Consider the following 16,296-nt stretch of genomic DNA (forward strand, 5'->3'; position numbering starts at 1 on the left):
GTGCTGGTCATGCCCTCGTACAGCGAGTCGTTCGGGCTGGTCGCCATCGAGGCCCAGGCGTGCGGCACCCCGGTCGTCGCGGCGGCCGTCGGCGGGCTGCCGGTCGCCGTCCGGGACGGCGTCAGCGGCTTCCTGGTCGCCGGCCACGACCCGGCCGAATACGCCCGCGCGCTGCGCCGGTTCGTGGACGACCCGTCGCTGGCCGCCCGGATGGGCAGCGACGCGGCCCGGCACGCCCAGTCCTTCGGCTGGGACACCGCCGCCGCGGCGACCGGCGACGTGTACACCGCCGCGATGCAGGAGCGCCGCCGTCACCTACGATCCCTCCATGGGTGAGGACATGGGTCAGGACATGGGCCAGGACATGGGTGAGGAACGACAGATGACCGCCGGTGCCGTGATCGAGCGCACCCTCAAGGACGCCGGCCTCGAATGGGAGTCCCCCGCCGAGGGCAACTACGTCGTCAAGCTCCCCGGCAGCCGCAAGCTCTCCACGACCTGCTCGCTGATCGTCGGCCGCCACTCGCTGTCCATCAACGCCTTCGTCGTCCGGCACCCGGACGAGAACCACGACGCGGTCCACCGCTGGCTCCTGGAGCGCAACACCCGCCTCTACGGCGTCAGTTACGCCATCGACAAGCTCGGCGACATCTACCTGGTCGGCAAGCTCCCGCTCGCCGCCGTCACCCCCGACGAGCTGGACCGGATCCTCGGCACGGTCCTGGAGAACGCCGACGGCAGCTTCAACACCCTGCTGGAGATGGGCTTCGCCACGGCCATCCGCAAGGAGTACGCCTGGCGGGTGTCGCGCGGCGAGTCCACCCGCAACCTGGAGGCGTTCGCCCATCTGACGAAGCGCAGCACGGAGACAGAGACGGAGGCGTAGGCGTAGGCCGAGCGCAAGGTGCGGTGCGCCTGGGGCCGCCCCGCACCCCGCCACGGCTACGGCACGAACCGCACCTCCGGATAGCGCCTCGACGGCCCGTCCAGCAGCCCGGTGTCCCGCCCGCGCAGCCACCGGTCGAAGAACGCCGTGACATACGCCCGCTCGGCGGCGATCGCGCGCTCCGGAGCGACCGTCCCCACCATCGCCGTGACCGCCTTACGGGACAGCCCCAACTGCCGTGCGATCTGCGGCACCAGCGCCTCCGCGTCCGTGTAGCTCGCATGCCGGCCGCCGGTCAGCGTCAGGTCCCGCAGCCAGGCCCCCGGCCGGGTGCTGTGCCGCCACACCGCGTCCCAGGAGGCCACCGTGTGATGGGTGTCCCCGGCCATCCCCATCAGCAGCAGCGGCCGGTCCACCCCGTCCCGCGCGACCGTCGACGGATGCGACGGGTCGTCATCGTGCTGCGTGTAGCCCAGTACCCCGTCCAGGTCCGCCGCCGCCCTGATCCGCGGGTCGTCGTGCATCGTCTGTGCCGCCGTGAACCCGCCCGCCGACTGCCCGAACATCCCCACGGCGCCGGTGTCCAGCGCCCCGCGCAGCGCCGCGGGAAGCACCGAGCCGGCCCCGGTCCGCGCCAACGCGCCGAGCACGAACCGGGTGTCGGCCACCCGCACCCCGCTGACCTTCTCCAGCAGCTGCGTGATCCGGCCGGTGCGCTGCGCCTTCGCCAGCTCCGCCGGCAGCACGCTGCGCGCCACCCGCCCGTCGGGGAACTGCACCGCGGGCGCCTCGTAGGTGTGGTCGACGGTCACCACCGCATAGCCGCGGGATGCCAGTTCGTCGCAGAGCGTGCTGCCGAGCGAGCGGGGATCGCCGGCGCCGGGGGAGTAGAGCACCACCGGCAGCCGCCTCCCGGGCCGCAGGGCCACCGGGGCGCCGGTGTGCGCATGGGTGAGGGTGGCGTCCCAGGCCACCTTCCCCTTCGGTACGTATTCCGAGAAGTTGTTCATCGCGTCGAACCCGGCCGCCTCGGCCGGCGTCAGCTGCGGTGCCCGCGGGAACCGCCCGGCGTCCTCGGTGGCCGGATAGCGGACGCTCACCATCAGCTCCCGGTGAGCCTGCCCCGCCACCCAGGGGTCGCGTCGCCCGCGGTCCGTCAAATGCAGGGAAACCGTGCCGACTTGATAGCGGCCGGTGGGCGCCGGCAGCGTCAGGCGGGCACCCGCGCGGTCCCCGGCGGCTGCCGCCGGATGTACCGGTACGGGCACGGGCGCCCCGCTCGCCGCCGACCCCGCCCAGCCCGTCGCCAGCACCCCGGCGACCACCAGCGCCCCGATCCCCGCGACCCTTCGCCGGGCTATCCCTCGCACCCTGCTCTCCATCACAACTCCCCGTCAGCTCAAAGGATTCCGCGCATCGGCCGAACAGCCTCCGCGCATCGGTTGAACAATGACCGATGCGCACGGCCCGTGCGACGTGTATGACGCGTACGGCCCGTACGCATCGGTTAGACATCGGTCCACCGGTCTGGTCTGCGCGCACCGGTCTTGTCCGTGCGCATCGGTCCGTCCGTACGGACCAGGATCCCCGCGCGCGGCACACCGATCGATCGTGCGGCCACCCGTCTTCGGGGTGTGGCCACCACGAAGACGGGTGGTGCCGGGGCCGCCCTACGGGGCCGCGGCCATCACGCCGTCGGTGCCGCGGTGTCCGACGGCGACGCGGTACCGGACGGGGACGGGGAGGCGGACGGGGAAGGGGACGAGGCCGGGGGCTCGGCCGCGGTCTCCGAAGGAGCGTCCGGACGGGCCGCCGCGACCACGGCCGTCGGGTGGGCCCGCCCCGGCAGGCGTTCCGGCAGGCGCCGCAGCAGCAGCCCGTAGCCCACCGCCGCCACCGTGCCGACCGCCGCGCAGCCGGCCCAGAGCACATCGGCGCCGTAGTGGTCGATGACCGTCCCGCCGAGCAGCGGGGCCGTCAGGGAGGCGATGGACCAGGACAGCGCGTACATGCCCTGGTAGCGCCCGCGGCCGTGGACGGGGGACAGCCGGACCACCAGCCCCATCTGGGTGGGGGAGTTGATGATCTCGCCGAGGGTCCAGACGGCGACCGCGACCGCGTACATCGCGACCGAGCCGGCCAGCGCGGTCAGCCCGAAGCCGTAGCCCGCGAGCAGCGCCGAGCCGATCAGCAGCCCAGTCGGGCCGCGGTGCTCGATGAAGCGGGTGACCGGGATCTGGAGCAGGACGATCAGTACCCCGTTGACCGCGATGACGGTCCCGAAGTCCGCGCTGGAGAAGCCGTCCTGACCCATCGACACCGGCATCGAGACATACGCCTGCTGGTAGAGCAGCGCCAGCAGCAGGTTCAGCCCGACGACGGTCATGAAGCGGCCGTCGCGCAGCACGGTCAGCATGGAGACCGGTGCGGCGGCGGTGGCCGGCCCGGCGGTGTCCGCGGTCTCGCCCACCCCGTCCGTTCCGTCCGCCCCGGCCGCGGCCCCCGGCGCCTCCGGGCGGGACTCCGGCAGCTTCCGGAACACCACCAGCGCACAGGCCAGGACGAGCGCGGCCTCGCCCAGGAAGAGCGTCAAGTAGCCGTGTTCGGCGATGAGTCCGGCGGCGGTGGAGGAGACCGCGAAGCCGAGGTTGATCGCCCAGTAGTTGAGGGAGTACGCGCGCACGCGGTCCTCCGGGGCGACGATGTCGGCCATCATCGCCTGGACGGCGGGTCGCGAGGCGTTGGACGCGGTACCGACCAGGACCGCCACCGCCGCGATGGCGACCGGATCCGTCATGAACCCGAGCAGCGCCACGGACACCGCCGTCGCCAGCTGCGCGATCAGCATCGTGGGCCGCCGCCCGAACCGGTCGGCGAGCACCCCGCCCGCCACGGAGGCCACCACCCCGCCGAGCCCGTACAGCGCGCCCACCAGCCCCGCGTACGAGGCGGAGTAGCCGCGGTCGACGGTGAGGTAGAGGGCGAGGAAGGTGGCGACGAACGAGCCCAGCCGGTTGATCAGGGTGCTGGTCCACAGCCACCAGAACTGCCGGGGGAGTCCGGAGACGCTCGCCGCGGCGGCGTGCCGGAGCCGGGAGAGCGGGGGTGGTGTGGATGCGGACATGACAGTTCCCCCGGAGTGGCGACGAGCGGTGAAGGGTGTGGACGGGCGGCCGTCAGGTAGGTGGTCCCGGTAAGTGGTCCCGGCCGTGATCGCAAGCTACTGACCGGCCGGCTCCACCCGCCACTCAATTGACCGGAAACGTCAAAGATCACAACCGGGCCCCCCCCCCCCCCCCCCCCCCCCCCCGCCACCCTCCCCGGCAAGGCCGTATGCCGGCTTCGATTACGCTCGACGGCATGGCCGACGCACCGTACAAGCTGATCCTCCTCCGCCACGGCGAGAGCGAGTGGAACGCGAAGAACCTGTTCACCGGCTGGGTGGACGTCAACCTCAACGAGAAGGGCGAGAAGGAGGCGGTCCGCGGCGGAGAGCTGCTCAAGGAGGCCGGCCTGCTCCCCGACGTACTGCACACCTCCCTCCAGAAGCGCGCCATCCGCACCGCGCAGCTGGCCCTGGAGGCCGCCGACCGCCACTGGATCCCGGTCCACCGCAGCTGGCGCCTGAACGAGCGCCACTACGGCGCGCTCCAGGGCAAGGACAAGGCCCAGACCCTGGCCGAGTTCGGCGAGGAGCAGTTCATGCTCTGGCGCCGCTCGTACGACACCCCGCCGCCCGCGCTGGAGGACGGCAGCGAGTTCTCGCAGAGCGACGACCCGCGCTACGCCGCCATCCCGCCGGAGCTCCGCCCGCGCACCGAGTGCCTCAAGGACGTCGTGGTCCGCATGCTGCCGTACTGGTACGACGGCATCGTCCCCGACCTGGTCGCCGGCCGCACGGTGCTGGTCGCCGCCCACGGCAACAGCCTCCGCGCCCTGGTCAAGCACCTCGACAAGATCTCCGACGCGGACATCGCCGGCCTGAACATCCCCACCGGCATCCCGCTCGTCTACGAGCTCGACGCCGACTTCCGCCCGGTCAACCCGGGCGGCACCTACCTCGACCCGGAGGCCGCCAAGGCCGCCATCGAGGCGGTGAAGAACCAGGGCAAGAAGAAGTAGGAATTGCGATCATGCCCCTCACCTGCACGTTCGGCGCAGATGAGGGGCCGTCGCCGTTCTTGGGCCGTCTGTGGGCCGTCAGTGCGGCGGATCCTGTGGCCGAAGCGCCCTACCGAGGGCCTTCCGAGCCCGGTCACGACTGCTCGGCATCAGGTGGGCGTACACCTTCAGGGTCAGCCCCGGATCGGAGTGCCCCAGGTACTCACTGACAGCCTTGATGCTCTCTCCGGCGTCCAGCAGGACGGACGCGTAGAAGTGGCGCAGGGCGTGCATGCCGTGTTCCCGCGCGGCGGCATGCTCGCGGCTCTTGGCCTTGGGGATGACACCGACCTTGGCGAGTGCGGGCTTCCAGTGGTCCTCGTTCAGCGACGTACGCCAGACGTGCCCACCGAGGGGACCGGTGAAGATCACGCGCTTCGTCACGGGCGAACCGCCGGCGCGCATCCATGGCAGCGTGATCGCTATCGGCGGGAACAGCTTCATGTGCGCCTTGATCGCGTCCGCTACGGGCTCCGGCAGCGGTACGTCACGCAGCTTGCCGCCCTTCGGCGGGGCGAAGACAGGCTGGCTCCGGCTCAGCTTGAGCTGCTGGACGACGTGAAGCGTGTCGTTGTCGAAGTCCAGCTCTTCGACCGACAGACCGAGGATTTCGCCCTGTCGCAGACCGCACCCGGCCCCGACGTCCACCATCGAGCGGAACCGCTCAACCAGCGCTCCGCGCATCGCGAAGACCCGTTCCGGCGTCCACGGAACGATGCGCCTCTCTCCCATCTCGGGGAGCTTCACCGTGCGCGAGTGGCAGGGATTCCGGAGAAGGCAGCCGTCCTCCACGGCCGCGCTCAGGATGGCGCGGACGTTGGAGAAGATGACGCGGGCGTAGGCGCCGGACATGCCGGACGCTTCGAGCTGCGTCACGAACTCTCGGATGTGGCTCGGCTGGAACGAACCGAGCGGACGCATCCCGATGCGGGGGAAGGCGTGCAGCTTCAGCTGTGACTCCATGGACGCCTGCGTGTTCGGGTCGCCGCTCTGGTTGGCCACCCAGCTCTCCGCGAACTCCTGGAAGGTCGTGCGGGTGGCGTTCGGGTCGATGTACTGGCCGCGCGACATGTCGGCCTCGATCCCCGTCAGCCAATCCTCAGCCAGGCGCTTCTTACCGTCGGGGAAGCTCTTGGACTTCTCGGTGCCGTCCGGAGCGATGTAGCGGGCGCGGTAGCGCATACCGGTGCCATGGCGGTCGGTTTTGACTCGACGGGGCTTGTGGTCGGGGCCTGTCTCGGTCTTGTACCAGCGGTCTTGGATGTGGCCTGCCATGTCAGGCGTGTCCCTTCAGGAGGTGGGCAACTTCGGTCTTCACGAGCCAGCGCTCGGCTTGGCGCCGGTCGTGGAAGGACTTGGTCTTGTGGGTGCCGCCGGGGCCGACGAAGTGCGCGCGGTAGCGCGGTGCTTTGCCGTAGCGGCTGGTGCGGACGCGGTCGGCGGCGCTCTGCGGCCGGCGGAACCAGCGGTCTTCGAGGTGGATAGCCATGCGTTCTTGCTCCTGTCGGATGGGTGGGTGGTAGCGGCCGGCGGGAGGGGCGCGAGGCGCTCTGCGGGCCGGTTTTGGGCAGTGCGGTGCCGGGCCCGCTACTTGCTACGGGCCTGATCACTGGGGGTTTGGGGTGCTAGCGGGGTTGCTACCGGTAGCGGGCGTAGGTGCTACCGGTAGCAAGCTGCGGCCGGTGCCCGGACGGTGCTGTAGGGCGGGTTTCAGGGTGCTGCGGGTACGGGTCGCTAGTCGCTAGCGGCCTGGTCGGGCTGGGTTTTGGCCGCTAGCGAGGTCGCTTGCGCTAGCAAGGGCGGTCGCTTGCGCAAGCGACCCGGGACGGGCAGGGAGGGAGGCAACGACCCGTCGGGACAGAGCAGTTGTAGGCCCGGTTTCCGGCGGTGTCGCGGAGCGCCTCCCTGCCTCCCTGTGGGGCTGTTTGTGCTGGTCACCCAGAGGGAGGCGGGGCAGGGAGGCGGTCAGGGAGTTCTCCCTGCCTCCCTCGGCCGTCGGCTGCTCCTCCCTGCCCCGCCACGTCCTCGGGCGGCTCGGGCCGTGTCTTCGAGGGCGCCCTGTTGGGTCACCCACGCGCGGACGGCCGCCGGGTCGAAGCGCAGGTGCTTGCCGACGCGGAATCCAGGCGGACCGATGCGCTTGCGGCGCCACGCGTAGACCGTCTCCTTGCTCTCCAGGGAGAAGAGCTCAACCAGGTCTTCGGGGGTCAGGTAGCGGTCCGGGAGTCCCGCCCGGAGTGTGACTGCCGGACTACTCATGCCAGGCCCCGTTCGCTGGTCGGGTCGCAGGTGGGATGTGCGGTCTGTCCGGGCTCGATCGGGTCGAAGGGCGTGCCGCAGGTGACGCACAGCGGCCGTTCTTCGTGTGGCGCCTGCAATGGGCTGGGTCGCCCCCCATCGCGCCTCAGAGCACTGCCGTAGCCGCTGAGGCGCGATGAGGCGCGATTCACCGGAATGTGGTCCTCGCTAGAAAGCGCGAGACCGACGTACGTCCGCAGCTGCCGCCCGTCATCGCCGCGCGGCTTGGTGACGCGTAGCTGCGGAACGACAGACAGCAGGTTGCGGCCGAACATCTGCTTGGTGCCCGCGCGGATTCCGCTGTCGTCGGCCCAGTCCTTCCAGACCGCCCACAACTCGTCCACGGTCACCTGACACGTGGGGCCGGTCTCGCAGCGTTCGCGGACGAAGGCGGAGGTGGGCGAGGCGGTGTCCTGCATCGTGGTGACCGCCTCCTGCGATGACGGCGGCTCGGTCAGGCGGCCGGTGTTCTCCAGGCGGGTCAATCCATCCAGGGCCCAGTTGAGAATTCCGGGCATCTCGGCGGTGAGCTTGTCCGTCAGTGCGGTGTCTTCCTTGCCGAGCCATGAGACGGCCATGTTCAGCACGATGAAGCGGCGGGCGATGACGCCGGAGGAGTCGCCGAAGTTCGGCAGCTCGTTGGACAGGATCATCAGCCGCGTCGGGAGCTTCCCGGTCCAGGGGTTCTTGAACTTGCGGTCCACGTCGATGGTGTCCTCACCGCTGATCGTCAGCAGCCGCTCGACGACCTGGTGCCCGTCGCGGCCGGACAGGCGCGCATCGGAGATGACAGCCAGGGACTTGCCCAGCAGCGGCGAGAGACCGAAGTTCGAGCCCAGACTCGCCAGCGTGGGGCCCGCCATGTTGCCCGCACCGACCAGGCTGGCCAGCACGCGGGCGATGGTGCCCTTCCCGGAGCGGGTCGGGCCGACGATCAGCAGAATCTTCTGCTGATCGGTCCGCCCGGACAGCACGTACCCGAACCACTCCTGAAGTGCGTCGATGGACGCCTGGTCATCCGGCCAGACCCCTTCCAGGAATGCGCGCCAGGCGGGGGCGGTGGCGCCGGGGTCGTAGTCGAACGGCACGGACACCAGGTTGAAGAACTGCGGGGTCAGATCCACCAGGGTCCGGTCTGCTACCCGCAGCAGCCCATTGGTGCACGCCACCACGGGGCCGCTGTCATGACGGGCATGACCAGCCGGATCGGTCCAGGCGGGCGGATCGGTGGAGGGGGACAGGTGGGTGACGGCGGCAATGGCTTGGGTCAGGTCGGCGACCTTGCGGATGGTGGGCGCCCACTTGCGTTCCTCCACGGCGCCTTTGGGGGTGACGTGCAGGTAGGTGGCGTGCTCCAGGTGCTTGTAGAGCCAGGCGCGCAGTTCCTGATCGTCCAGCTCGCGCCAGTAGGAGTCCTCCCAGCTCATCCAGGTACCGCGCCAGTGCCGCAGCGTGAGCGTGCCGTCCTGCTGCCACTGCGGATCCAGGTGGCGGGCAACGGCCATCGGGTCGGTGGGGGCGGGAATCTGCTGGAGGTCGATGGCGTCGGTCATGCAGCGTGCCTCCTCTCAGGCTCGGCGGTGTCGCGATGGGGCAAGTCGACCTGGCGGCCGTCGACGTGGTGACGCCACCAGCCGGGGCGGCCGGGGACGGCGACCGGCGGCCAGCCGGGCGCGGCCCGCAGCTGGTGCGGGGGCAGGGCATGACGTAGCGCTTCGCGCTCGGCGGCGGTCGGCGCGCTGGACAGTCCCAGGCGACGTACGGTGCGGCGCGCTTCCGCTTCAGCGTCGTCGGTGGCCTCGCGCCACCAGGCGCCCGGATCGGTGTCCCGAAGGTGATCGAGTCGGGCTCGTTCGGCTCCGTGGCGACGCCACATCTCGGCAGCCTCCAGCACCGCGGCGAACCGCTGTGTGGAGTCGGGCGGCAACTCGCGCCATTCGGGGCTGCCGTAGGCCGGGTAGTCGCTCGCGAGGTAGACGGCTTTCGCCTCCGCCCACAGGGCGACCGGATCGTCGGCGTAGCGGTTCATGCCGGCACCACCATCCCGTGCCCGGAGTCGGCCGACTCGTAGTCGGCCATGGGCCCGGCCGCACGCTGTCCGCACGGTCCCGTACGGGGGTATGCGGTGCGTACGGTCGGCCGTGCGGATGGGGCCCGTACGGCGGCCCGTACGGCGGCCCGTACGGCGGGCCGTACGGTCGTACGACCCTTGGGCGTAAAGGGCCGTACGGGCAGGTCACCCCTCGACTGGTGGGGCGCTGCGGGGTGTCCGGGCAGTGTCCGGACAGGTCCGGACAACGATCCGGACAGGCCCCGATCCACCTGCTTGGCGAGGCGGGCCAGCAACAGCCAATCGGGCATGAACGCCTCCCCGGTCGGTCGGCCGACGCGTTCACCCGACTGTTCACGAACACCCCCGATCGACTGTTCATGAACGGTGCCGATCGGCCGTTCATGAACGGCATCCGCCGAGCGTTCACGGCCCTGAGTCGGATGTTCACGGTCACCGGTCGGAGGATCCGTGAAGGGCGTGACGGGTCGAGGCGTCACGGTCGACACAACGGGCGTCACGGCGTAGGGCACTTGGGTGCTGACCTGCGTGACTCCGGCGTCACGGTCGGCCGACTGGGCGCACAGCAGCAGTGCAATCGACAGGGGCAGTCGGTTGGCCTTGGTGGTGTTGCAAGGGCGGCAGGCCAGTACCAGGTTCTCGGTGCGCCAGGTGCGGAACAGCGACAGTGGCACGACGTGATCGAGGGTGGCCTGCCGCAGGTCGGTGAACGGGAGGCGGCAGTAGGTGCAGCGGGCCCCATCACGCCGGGCGAGAGTGCGCTTCCTTGCCCGGCGACGGGCCGCGTTCAGGTGCGGCGCGGTGTGCTGGCTCATCCCATCGCCTCCGTGGCCGCGTCGAGCAGGTCCAGGACGGTGCGCAGAGCGGAGGACACGGCCCCCAGGTGCAACGCCATCTCGGTCGTGCTGGCCTGCCCGAGGTTCACGCTCTCGGCGCGGCTCAGCGCGTCGCGGGCGGCGACGGACACCGGCTGGAAGGCGGGCGAGGGGCTGGGGGACGGGTCCAGGGCGGGCCAAAGGTCCCACACGGTGGTGCCAAGGACACGGGCAACGGCCTGGCAATGGCGCGCGTAGGGGCGCCGACCGGGTTCGTTCACCCAGCGCTCTACGGTCTTCGGGTCGACACCCAGCCGGTTGGCGAGTTCCGGGTAGCTGAGCCCGGCTTCCACCATGGCCGCGTGCAGGCGCGCGTTCCCCCGCCCGGCGGACGGTGCAGGCTGCGGCAGGGTCAGGACGCTCATGCCGCCACCCCGAAAACCCGGGTGATGGCCTGGCCGACGCAGTACACGTAGGTGGGGTCCACCGTGGGGAAGCCCGGCCGCGCGGCGACCTGCGGCATGTGGTGGTACACGTCCGAGGCGTAGTTGGCCAGCTCATCCAGCACGAGCAGGTCATTGGCCAGGATCGCGAACCGTACGCTGTCGCGTACCGCGTCATCGTCGTCCAGCTCGGACCACAGCAGGTTCACACCGGTGGTGAACAGCAGCAGCGCCAGCAGCTCACCGAACGACAGGCACGCGCGAACATCGAGTGCGACCCGAGTCGGCTCGCCGGACTCCGGCTCGCCGAACACGTCCACGTTGTCCACCAGGCGACCGACGGATGAGCTTGTTGCGATGGTTCCAGGCATCATGGAGTTGCCCCTTTCGGGTCGGGGAGCGGCTGTCTGCTTGGCGGTGGAGGGCCGCTCCCTGTTTTGCGCCCTGGATCTGACCAGGGCTTTTCTGCGGAATTCATGCCCTCGGAAGAGCGCTCCGCTTGCTGACTAGCTTGCACTAGTCTGCTGTGGTGCACAAGCCTCGTGCGGTGGTGTGCGCTAGTTCGCTGTGGTGGGTACCCTCAGGGCATGACTGTCACAGGAGGGCCCAAGCCGAAGGCGGTGCAGGTCGCGGATGCGCTCCGCGAGGACATCAAGAAGATGAAGCCGGGCGACCGCCTGCCGTCACAGCGGGATCTGATGGACCGCTTCGGGTTCGCGAGCCAGACGATCCAAAACGGGCTGGCTGCGCTCCGCGCCGAAGGGCTGGTCGTGTCGGCCGGCAATCTCGGCAACTTCGTCAGCGACGGTGCCAGTTCGAATAACGGCGTGCGTGACGACATCGAAGAACTCCGCTCCCAGGTTCAGGCATTGGCTGAACGGGTCGCAGCGCTCGAAGGTCGCTCCGTCCCGAGTGGTGCGTGATCTGCAACCAGCATGCGGGGAACAAAGCGTGAGCGGTAAGTGACATAGAGGGGGCACTGGACCTTGTCCGGGGACATGTCCGGTGTCACCTTCCTGTCCCCTTGCGTGTCACCAGGGGCAGCGCGCGAGACTCAGCGGGTAGGCACTCGGAGGAGGGCGTATGAGCGACGACAGGCCCGCATGGGCGCGGCGCATCGCGGCTGAGCGGGCAGCGCGCGACTGGTCACAGCGAGACGCCGTGAGGGCGCTCCGAGCGCACGCCACGGAGGAGCTTCCTGCCGACGACAGCATGATCCGGCAGTGGAAGCGCTGGGAGACCGGCCAGATCCCGAACGACTTCTACCAGCCGCTCATCGCGGCAGTATTCGGCACTGTGACGCACGCTCTCTTCCCCGCCCCGTCGCGCAGGGACGGAGACAAGGAAATCCTTGTCGCGAGTGGCATGGAAACGCTGGAGATCGTGAGCCGCCTCAACCGCTCCGACGTGGACACGGCCACGCTCGATGCCTTGCGCATGACCACGGATCGGCTCTGCTCGGAGTACCCGTACATGCCGAGCGAACAGCTTCTCCTCGAAGGCCGGCAGTGGCTGCGTCGGGTGGTGGATCTCCACTCGAAGAGCCTCACGCTCGCACAGCATCGAGAGGTGCTGGCACTCTCCGGCTGGCTGGCTCTCCTGGTGGGCTGCGTTGAATACGACACAGGGGCTCGTCACGCAGCTGAATCGACGCGACGTGCCGCGCTGTCGCTGGCGACCGAGGCGGAACATGCCGAGATCGGCGGGTGGGCGCACGAGATGCGGGCGTGGTTCTCCCTCACGACCGGTGACTACCGCGGCGTGATTGCCGCGAGCCAGGCCGGGGCAGAGCTTGCGGCACACCAAGGCGTTGCCGTGCAGCTTGCCGCGCAGGAAGCGAAGGCATGGGCGCGACTCGGGGACCGCCGGCAAGTCGAAGTGGCTCTCGACAAGGGGCGGCGGCTGCTCGAAGGTATGCCGCACCCCGAGAACCTGGACAACCACTTCGTGGTGGACCCCGCGAAGTTCGACTTCTATGCGATGGACTGCTATCGCCTGGTGGGCGAGGACAAACTGGCTCGGACTCTTGCTGAGGAAGTCCTCAGAGCGGGCACAGACTTCGATGGCACCGAGCGCAAGCCGATGCGTAATGCGGAAGCGCGCGTCACGTTGGGCGTCACCGCCGCACGCGAAGGCGACCTTGAGCAGGCGCTCATCATGGGTGAGCGAGCCCTCGAAGGTGAGCGGCAGTCGGTGCCGTCGCTCATCATGACCAGCCGTGAACTGGCCGCCGAGATGAGGCGCCGGTACGCGTCGGAGCCTGGTGCACAGGAGTACCTGACGCACCTTCGTGACCTTGGGCAAGCGAAGCCTGGTTTCCTGCCTCAGTGACGCTCTGTTGTGGCTGAGCCCCATCCGCCTAGCAGTGGTCCGCCCTCGTCGATCCCCTGGATTTACGACGACTCCCGGGGACGTTCACGCTGGGCTGCTAGGTGCTAGGGACCTGGTCAGCGCATATTTCGATCGCTAGCAAGGATGCTAGGTCTAGCAACGCGGCTTGCTAGACCTAGCACCCTTCGGCACCTCTGCCACGGCTACGCAGAGCAATAGGCGGGAGGCGTCGGCCCCCGCCTCGCGGGGTGCGCGAGACGGGGCCGGAGCCTGTTGTGTGTGCCTGCAGTGCGGCCTGTCCGTCACCTGTCACCTGTTGCCTGTCTGTCGCCTGTAGTCCCCCAGGTCAGAAGGGGGGTACAGGCCCACACGACAGTCCACAGGCCCCTTGCACGGGGCAGGGCTACAGGTGACAGACAGGCGGGAAGGCCAGCTCAGTGCTTGTTGTCGCTTGTAGCGACAACAAGCACACCCCCTCCAAACCCCACCCCGTCCCCGACTACCACCCCTTTTCTTGTTGTCGCTACATGCGACAACAAGCGCACTACAAGCACACAAGGAGCGGCCTTCGGCCGCACGCCCTTTGGCAGCTCGTTCCGCTCGCGCGCGACGGTCGCCGTACCGTGCTGAGTGCCGCCGCGCCCCTGTCGCCCGGCGAGGGAAGCGGCAGCCTCGTTCGGTAGAGAGGAGCCGATAGCGATAGCGCCGAGCAGAGGACGCACAGCCCGCCCCAGGGTCGATTCTGGGGGTCGGCCGGCAGGTGCCGCTATCGGCTATCGCCCTGGTCAGCGGCCGTTTTAGCCGCTATCGCGGGTGCTAACGTTAGCGGGCCGGCCCCGCTATCACTGCCGCTATCGATAGCACGTCGGCAGGGCCTCGCCGGGCCGTCTGTGGGCCGTCCGACGACGACCGGCAACGACCAACGACGACCGCCAATGCCCCCTCTGATGCAGGCCAGTTGGGGTGTAGGGTCCTCCAACCAGGCGCGAAAAACGGGCGGTTCAAACCCAGGGCAAGAAGAAGTAGGGCCCGTACGCGTAAGCCCCCTGCCTGCGATGTTGTCGCTGCCAGGGGGCTTCCGCGTATCCGGAGGTGCGCGCGGCGGTCCGACGCGACGGCACACGGCAACGGCCCCGGCCGGTAGTGGAACCGGTCGGGGCCGTGTGGCGCTGTGCCGTCGTCGTGCCGTTGCCGTCGTCGTGCCGTTGGCGTCGTCGGGCCGGCGCGCCGGCCCGAGAGGTGGCTCGCTAGCAGCCGCCACCGCACTGGCACGGTCCGCCGCTCTGGCAGCCGCAGCCGCACCCGGGGCCGCAACTGCAGCCGCTGAGCAGAGGGAGCTGCGGTCGATCGGCGGCCGTGGGGCCGCTCTGGGACGCGTGGGTCGGGGAGTCCGCCATGAGTGCCATGTATGTGCCTCCTAGGGGTCACCTGCTGCCCATTGCAAACCCCGGTGCACAGGCGCGTCAACGGCGCGTGGAGGCACGTTACGCGCCCTCCACCGCCGTCGGCGGCGCGATCTCGTCGGCGTGCTCGCCGGTCACGAGGTAGACGACGCGCTTGGCGACGGAGACCGCGTGGTCCGCGAAGCGCTCGTAGTAGCGGCCGAGGAGGGTGACGTCCACCGCCGTCTCGATGCCGTGCTTCCAGCGGTCGTCCATCAGGTGCTGGAAGAGGGTGCGGTGCAGCATGTCCATCGCGTCGTCGTCCTGCTCCAGCTGGAGCGCCAGGTCGACGTCCTTGGTGATGATGACCTCGCCGGCCTTGGCCATCAGGCGCTGCGCCAGCTGACCCATCTCCAGGATGGTGGCGTGCAGATCGCGCGGCACGGCCGTCTGCGGGAAGCGCAGCCGGGCCAGCTTGGCGACGTGCTGGGCGAGGTCGCCGGAGCGCTCCAGATCGGCGCTCATCCGCAGTGAGGTGACGACGATCCGCAGGTCGGTGGCGACCGGCTGCTGCCGGGCCAGCAGGGCGATCGCCCGGGCCTCCAGGTCGCGCTGGAGGTCGTCGACCTTCTCGTCGGCGGCGATGACGTTCTCGGCCAGTTTGAGGTCCGCGTCGAGAATCGCCGTGGTGGCGCGCCCGATCGCGGAGCCCACGAGCCGGGCCATCTCGACCAGGCCCTCGCCGATCGAGTCCAGCTCCTCGTGGTACGCGTCCCGCATCAGTGACCTTCTCTCGCTTCGAGGGATTCCGTGTGCCCGGGGGTTCCGAGCGATGTGCGTGGGGCCGTGCGCCTACGCTCCCACGGACCGGCCGCCGGCGGTCCCCCGCTCCCTCAATGTGCGGGGGCATCGCGACCTGCGGGACCACCGGGGGTGAACCGGCACCGACGTGACGGTGAACTCTGGGAGTCGCCGCCGCGGCCGTGAGGGCGGTCGCCCGGCCGCCCCGGCGGCCGGAGTGAACGACCCCCGACGCCTCGGTGAACTCTGGGCGACGGCTGTTCGAGCAGCGGCTCCCAGCGCTGGGGAAGTGTCCGACCCGGCACATACTCTGGATTCATGAACGTGGACGCGGCCGTCGCCGCAATGGCTGCGATCGCCGGGTTGTGCACCGGCGTCTTCGCCATGCTGGCGTTCCGCTGGAGCGAGCGGGATCAGGCCAAGCCCACCCGCACGTCGCTGCACACCGACGCCGTGCTCCCGCCCGGCGTCGACACCGTCCTGTCCGTGCTCCGTTCCTCCGCGGTCGTCCTCGACGAGGCCGACGCGGTCGTGAAGGCCAGCTCCGCCGCGTACGCCCTCGGGCTGGTCCGCGGCGGCAAGCTCGCCGTCGAGCCGATGCTCCAGATGGCCCGCGACACCCGCCGCGACGGCGAGATACGCCAGGTCGAGCTGGACCTGCCGCGCCGCGGCACCGGCCGCGGGGAGGCCCTCGCGGTCTCCGCCCGGGTCGCCCCGCTCGGCTCCCGGCTGGTCCTGCTGCTGGTCGAGGACCTGACGGAGGCCCGCCGCATAGAGGCGGTCCGGCGCGACTTCGTGGCGAACGTCAGCCATGAGCTCAAGACCCCGGTCGGCGCGCTCTCGCTGCTCTCCGAAGCGGTGATGGACGCCAGCGACGACCCCGAGGCGGTCACCCGCTTCGCCGGCCGGATGCAGAACGAGGCCACCCGCCTGACCAACCTGGTCCAGGAGCTGATCGACCTCTCCCGGGTGCAGAACGACGACCCGCTGGAGGACGCCGAGCCGGTGCCGGTCGACGAACTGGTCGCCGAGGCGGTGGACCGCTGCCGCCAGCAGGCCGGCACGAAGCAGATCACGATGGCCAGCTCCATCGGCGGCCCCCACGGAT

Annotated in this window: 16 protein-coding genes and 1 pseudogene; 6 read left to right on the top strand and 11 right to left on the bottom strand. The window is 70.0% G+C overall.

Going from position 1 to position 16,296, the window contains the following annotated elements; all coding sequences use genetic code 11:
* Both RZ84_RS41480 and RZ84_RS35135 read left to right on the top strand, forming a co-directional pair.
* Positions 1-336, top strand: a 336-nt coding sequence (locus RZ84_RS41480) for a glycosyltransferase (RefSeq protein WP_241777792.1), incomplete at its 5' end; no start/stop codon positions are given.
* Positions 329-886, top strand: a complete 558-nt coding sequence (locus RZ84_RS35135) for a type III secretion system chaperone family protein (RefSeq protein ID WP_052230063.1) — start codon at positions 329-331, stop codon at positions 884-886. The genes RZ84_RS41480 and RZ84_RS35135, both read left to right, overlap by 8 nt.
* Before the next feature lie 56 nt (positions 887-942).
* On the opposite strand, the gene RZ84_RS21060 is transcribed toward RZ84_RS35135, so the two are convergent.
* On the bottom strand, positions 943-2,256 hold the full coding sequence (locus tag RZ84_RS21060; RefSeq protein ID WP_241777793.1) for an alpha/beta hydrolase family protein: 1,314 nt from the start codon (positions 2,254-2,256) through the stop codon (positions 943-945).
* A 317-nt stretch (positions 2,257-2,573) separates the two neighbouring features.
* Positions 2,574-4,010, bottom strand: coding sequence for an MDR family MFS transporter (locus tag RZ84_RS21065; RefSeq protein ID WP_052230064.1), 1,437 nt, complete (start codon positions 4,008-4,010; stop codon positions 2,574-2,576).
* Positions 4,011-4,246: 236 nt separating this feature from the next.
* Between RZ84_RS21065 and RZ84_RS21070 the strand changes: the two genes are divergently transcribed.
* Positions 4,247-5,008 (top strand): phosphoglyceromutase, encoded by a 762-nt coding sequence (locus tag RZ84_RS21070; RefSeq protein ID WP_043265593.1) that lies wholly within the window; start codon positions 4,247-4,249, stop codon positions 5,006-5,008.
* 78 nt (positions 5,009-5,086) lie between these two features.
* On the opposite strand, the gene RZ84_RS21075 is transcribed toward RZ84_RS21070, so the two are convergent.
* The 8 genes and pseudogenes from RZ84_RS21075 to RZ84_RS21110 form a co-directional block, all read right to left on the bottom strand.
* Positions 5,087-6,322 carry a tyrosine-type recombinase/integrase gene (locus tag RZ84_RS21075; RefSeq protein WP_043265594.1) on the bottom strand — a complete coding sequence of 412 codons (1,236 nt, stop codon included), beginning with the start codon at positions 6,320-6,322 and terminating at the stop codon, positions 5,087-5,089.
* Between the two features lies 1 nt (position 6,323).
* Positions 6,324-6,536, bottom strand: a complete 213-nt coding sequence (locus RZ84_RS21080; RefSeq protein WP_043265595.1) for a hypothetical protein — start codon at positions 6,534-6,536, stop codon at positions 6,324-6,326.
* 569 nt (positions 6,537-7,105) lie between these two features.
* Positions 7,106-7,306 (bottom strand): annotated as a pseudogene (locus tag RZ84_RS36870) (helix-turn-helix domain-containing protein); the annotation flags it as partial.
* The gene (locus RZ84_RS21090) at positions 7,303-8,898 is read right to left on the bottom strand and encodes a DNA primase family protein (RefSeq protein WP_063772690.1); all 1,596 of its coding nucleotides are present in this window, start codon (positions 8,896-8,898) and stop codon (positions 7,303-7,305) included. The gene RZ84_RS21090 and the pseudogene RZ84_RS36870, both read right to left, overlap by 4 nt.
* A complete protein-coding gene (locus tag RZ84_RS21095) occupies positions 8,895-9,374 on the bottom strand; it encodes a hypothetical protein (RefSeq protein ID WP_052230065.1) in 480 nt (159 codons plus the stop codon). Before RZ84_RS21095 ends, RZ84_RS21090 begins: the two co-directional genes overlap by 4 nt.
* The gene (locus RZ84_RS35580; protein WP_063772691.1) at positions 9,371-10,231 is read right to left on the bottom strand and encodes an HNH endonuclease; all 861 of its coding nucleotides are present in this window, start codon (positions 10,229-10,231) and stop codon (positions 9,371-9,373) included. Before RZ84_RS35580 ends, RZ84_RS21095 begins: the two co-directional genes overlap by 4 nt.
* The gene (locus RZ84_RS21105) at positions 10,228-10,656 is read right to left on the bottom strand and encodes a helix-turn-helix transcriptional regulator (protein WP_043265596.1); all 429 of its coding nucleotides are present in this window, start codon (positions 10,654-10,656) and stop codon (positions 10,228-10,230) included. Before RZ84_RS21105 ends, RZ84_RS35580 begins: the two co-directional genes overlap by 4 nt.
* The gene (locus tag RZ84_RS21110) at positions 10,653-11,048 is read right to left on the bottom strand and encodes a hypothetical protein (protein WP_157878870.1); all 396 of its coding nucleotides are present in this window, start codon (positions 11,046-11,048) and stop codon (positions 10,653-10,655) included. Before RZ84_RS21110 ends, RZ84_RS21105 begins: the two co-directional genes overlap by 4 nt.
* A gap of 213 nt (positions 11,049-11,261) precedes the next feature.
* Between RZ84_RS21110 and RZ84_RS21115 the strand changes: the two genes are divergently transcribed.
* Positions 11,262-11,597: a winged helix-turn-helix domain-containing protein gene (locus RZ84_RS21115; RefSeq protein ID WP_241777794.1), complete on the top strand. Its 336-nt coding sequence runs from the start codon at positions 11,262-11,264 to the stop codon at positions 11,595-11,597.
* A 160-nt stretch (positions 11,598-11,757) separates the two neighbouring features.
* Positions 11,758-13,005 carry a hypothetical protein gene (locus RZ84_RS21120; protein WP_043265599.1) on the top strand — a complete coding sequence of 416 codons (1,248 nt, stop codon included), beginning with the start codon at positions 11,758-11,760 and terminating at the stop codon, positions 13,003-13,005.
* Positions 13,006-14,489: 1,484 nt separating this feature from the next.
* Here the strand turns inward: RZ84_RS21120 and phoU are convergent.
* Positions 14,490-15,167, bottom strand: coding sequence for a phosphate signaling complex protein PhoU (gene phoU, locus RZ84_RS21125; protein WP_043265600.1), 678 nt, complete (start codon positions 15,165-15,167; stop codon positions 14,490-14,492).
* A gap of 339 nt (positions 15,168-15,506) precedes the next feature.
* On the opposite strand from phoU, the gene RZ84_RS41485 reads away from it, so the two are divergent.
* Positions 15,507-16,296: two-component system sensor histidine kinase PhoR (locus RZ84_RS41485; protein WP_277816880.1), on the top strand; the 790-nt coding region annotated here is incomplete at its 3' end.

Source organism: Streptomyces sp. CT34 (genome assembly GCF_000805335.1).
Lineage (GTDB): Bacteria > Actinomycetota > Actinomycetes > Streptomycetales > Streptomycetaceae > Streptomyces.

What these genes read in the sequence shown, in the direction of transcription:
- phoU (WP_043265600.1), bottom strand. Translation starts at nt 15,167, where the DNA reads ATGCGGGACGCGTACCACGAGGAGCTGGACTCGATCGGCGAGGGCCTG.
- RZ84_RS21120 (WP_043265599.1), top strand. Translation starts at nt 11,758, where the DNA reads ATGAGCGACGACAGGCCCGCATGGGCGCGGCGCATCGCGGCTGAGCGG.
- RZ84_RS21080 (WP_043265595.1), bottom strand. Translation starts at nt 6,536, where the DNA reads ATGGCTATCCACCTCGAAGACCGCTGGTTCCGCCGGCCGCAGAGCGCC.
- RZ84_RS21095 (WP_052230065.1), bottom strand. Translation starts at nt 9,374, where the DNA reads ATGAACCGCTACGCCGACGATCCGGTCGCCCTGTGGGCGGAGGCGAAA.
- RZ84_RS35580 (WP_063772691.1), bottom strand. Translation starts at nt 10,231, where the DNA reads ATGAGCCAGCACACCGCGCCGCACCTGAACGCGGCCCGTCGCCGGGCA.
- RZ84_RS21105 (WP_043265596.1), bottom strand. Translation starts at nt 10,656, where the DNA reads ATGAGCGTCCTGACCCTGCCGCAGCCTGCACCGTCCGCCGGGCGGGGG.
- RZ84_RS21070 (WP_043265593.1), top strand. Translation starts at nt 4,247, where the DNA reads ATGGCCGACGCACCGTACAAGCTGATCCTCCTCCGCCACGGCGAGAGC.
- RZ84_RS21090 (WP_063772690.1), bottom strand. Translation starts at nt 8,898, where the DNA reads ATGACCGACGCCATCGACCTCCAGCAGATTCCCGCCCCCACCGACCCG.
- RZ84_RS21075 (WP_043265594.1), bottom strand. Translation starts at nt 6,322, where the DNA reads ATGGCAGGCCACATCCAAGACCGCTGGTACAAGACCGAGACAGGCCCC.
- RZ84_RS21110 (WP_157878870.1), bottom strand. Translation starts at nt 11,048, where the DNA reads ATGATGCCTGGAACCATCGCAACAAGCTCATCCGTCGGTCGCCTGGTG.
- RZ84_RS35135 (WP_052230063.1), top strand. Translation starts at nt 329, where the DNA reads ATGGGTGAGGACATGGGTCAGGACATGGGCCAGGACATGGGTGAGGAA.
- RZ84_RS21065 (WP_052230064.1), bottom strand. Translation starts at nt 4,010, where the DNA reads ATGTCCGCATCCACACCACCCCCGCTCTCCCGGCTCCGGCACGCCGCC.
- RZ84_RS21115 (WP_241777794.1), top strand. Translation starts at nt 11,262, where the DNA reads ATGACTGTCACAGGAGGGCCCAAGCCGAAGGCGGTGCAGGTCGCGGAT.